Source organism: Sanguibacter massiliensis (assembly GCF_900240335.1).
GTDB classification, from domain to species: domain Bacteria; phylum Actinomycetota; class Actinomycetes; order Actinomycetales; family Cellulomonadaceae; genus Flavimobilis; species Flavimobilis massiliensis.
In genome coordinates, this window is sequence record NZ_LT964990.1 from 1 (window position 1) to 2,044 (window position 2,044).

Annotated in this window: 2 protein-coding genes; one reads left to right on the forward strand and one right to left on the reverse strand. The window is 70.7% G+C overall.

The window, feature by feature from the left end; all coding sequences use genetic code 11:
- Positions 1–165 precede the first annotated feature (165 nt).
- Entirely contained in the window at positions 166–738 is a 573-nt protein-coding gene (locus tag C1729_RS14130; RefSeq protein WP_102510783.1) for an NYN domain-containing protein, read from the forward strand.
- Between the two features lie 112 nt (positions 739–850).
- On the opposite strand, the gene C1729_RS14135 is transcribed toward C1729_RS14130, so the two are convergent.
- Positions 851–1,756, reverse strand: a complete 906-nt coding sequence (locus tag C1729_RS14135) for an endonuclease domain-containing protein (RefSeq protein ID WP_165375533.1) — start codon at positions 1,754–1,756, stop codon at positions 851–853.
- Positions 1,757–2,044 lie beyond the last annotated feature (288 nt).

Consider the following 2,044-nt stretch of genomic DNA (forward strand, 5'->3'; position numbering starts at 1 on the left):
TGGCTACTCCCAGTAGCCATCTGCCCGAATTCTTGCCCCCCCCCCGCCCCGGCCCGCCTCGGCCATTCCCAGGAATCCGCGCTGATGGCTAGTGCCAGTAGCCATCTGCCCGGATTCTTGGCGCGCGACGGGGGGGGCTAGCCGGGGCGCCGCTACGCTGGGGGCATGACCCCCGGCGCAGCCCCTCGCAAGACCTACCTCCTCGTCGACGGTGAGAACATCGACGCCACCCTCGGCGTCAATGTCCTCGGGCACCGTCCGAGCCCCGACGAGCGACCGCGCTGGGACCGCATCACCGAGCACGCCGAGCAGGCGTGGGGCCAGCCGGTCCACCCGCTGTTCTTCCTCAACGCGACATCGGGCACCATGCCGATGCCGTTCGTCCAGGCGCTGCTCGCGATGGGCTACACGCCCGTCCCCCTCTCGGGCGGCCCGGGCCTCAAGGTCGTCGACATGGGTATCCAGCGCACCCTCGAGGCGCTCGTCCCCCGCGACGCCGACATCCTCCTCGCGAGCCACGACGGCGACTTCATCCCGCAGCTCGAGGCGCTCATCACGCCCGGCCGCCGCATCGGCGTCCTGTGCTTCCGTGAGTTCGTCAACTCGCGGATGGCCGAGCTCGGCGAGCGCGGCGTGGAGTTCTTCGACCTCGAGTACGACGTCGCAGCGTTCAACGCACCGCTGCCGCGCGTCCGCATCATCCCGATCGAAGAGTTCGACCCGCTCTACTTCATCTGACGCCCGCCCCCTCTCCGAGGAATCCGCGCGGATGGCTGCTCCGAGCAACCATCCGTGCGGATTCCTCGCCTGCGGAGGGGCCAGCGCTACTCGCTGCGGCGGAGCGCCGGCGCTACTCGCGGCGGAGGCGCGCCAGCGCCTCGTGGATCTGCTCGATGACGCGGTCGGGACGGTCCTGCACCGCGCGCGCCGTGAACGCCAGGTGCGTGTATCCCTGGAGCGCGAGACGGTTGATCTTCTCGTGGTCGCGTTCGAATCCCGCGACCGAGTGGTACGCGTATCCGTTGATCTCGATCGCGAGACGACACTCGTCAAACAGCACGTCGACGACACCGATGAGCCCACGCTCGTCGTGCACCGGCGTGTTGAGGGTCCAGCCGCGGATCTTCGCGCGGCGTAGCAGCGAGACGACGACACGCTCAGGATGGCTGAGCGCTCCGTCCCGCGTCTCGTCGGACAGTCGCGCGAGCTGCCCGTTGCCCCAGCAGCCCGGGCGCGCCCGCCGGTGCTCCTCGAGCGACGCGCTCGTGACGTCACCCCGGATGATGCTCAACGCGATGAGCTCGTCGACCTGCCGCGCGGGCAGGTGCGCGTGGACGTCGTGGATTGTTCGCACACGTGACGTCGCACGTCCGTAGGGAAGCGCGACGACGTCGTCGGGGTCGAGGTCGTACCGGTGCGGCACCATGCCGGCTCGGGGACGACGGTTGGCGGGCACCCAGACGTGCACGGGAAGGACGGGGACGTCGATCGCCAGGCCGTGCGCGATCGCGGCGCTCTCACGGAGGAGGACCCCGTCGGTCCACGTGAGCATCGCCGCGACGAGCGGCGCGAGCCGGTGCGGGACATCGGAGTCGAGCCGGATCCCGTCGCCCACGCCGGCCCGCCACTCCCCGGAGGCGAGTCGGTGCCGCGCCTGCGCGCGTGTGACGCCGTCGGCGTACGCCATGGCGACGGTGAAGACGCCGGTCAACCGGTGCGCGCCGGGGGGCCGATAACCACGAGGGAGCTTTCGCATGCGCAGAGACTCCCGCACCTGCACAGCCATCTCACTGGCGAGCGCGCATTCCTGTGGACGCGCCGCCCACTCCCCCGTCCTGTGGACATCCGCGCACGCCCGCATCCTGCGGACGCTCTGCCCCGTGTTGCGCCGGCCCGCACCCCACCCCGCCGCCCGCCCCCGCCGCACCAAGTCCGTGGATGCGCACCTCGCGCTCGCGACCGCCGTTGCATCTCAGATCGCCCCGGTGACCGCATCGTGACGATCCTGCGGATCGACCCCTTCAACGCCGACATCGTGAGGGCC

Coding starts and splice junctions, on each gene's coding strand:
- C1729_RS14130 (WP_102510783.1), top strand. CDS start 166: ATGACCCCCGGCGCAGCCCCTCGCAAGACCTACCTCCTCGTCGACGGT.
- C1729_RS14135 (WP_165375533.1), bottom strand. CDS start 1,756: ATGCGAAAGCTCCCTCGTGGTTATCGGCCCCCCGGCGCGCACCGGTTG.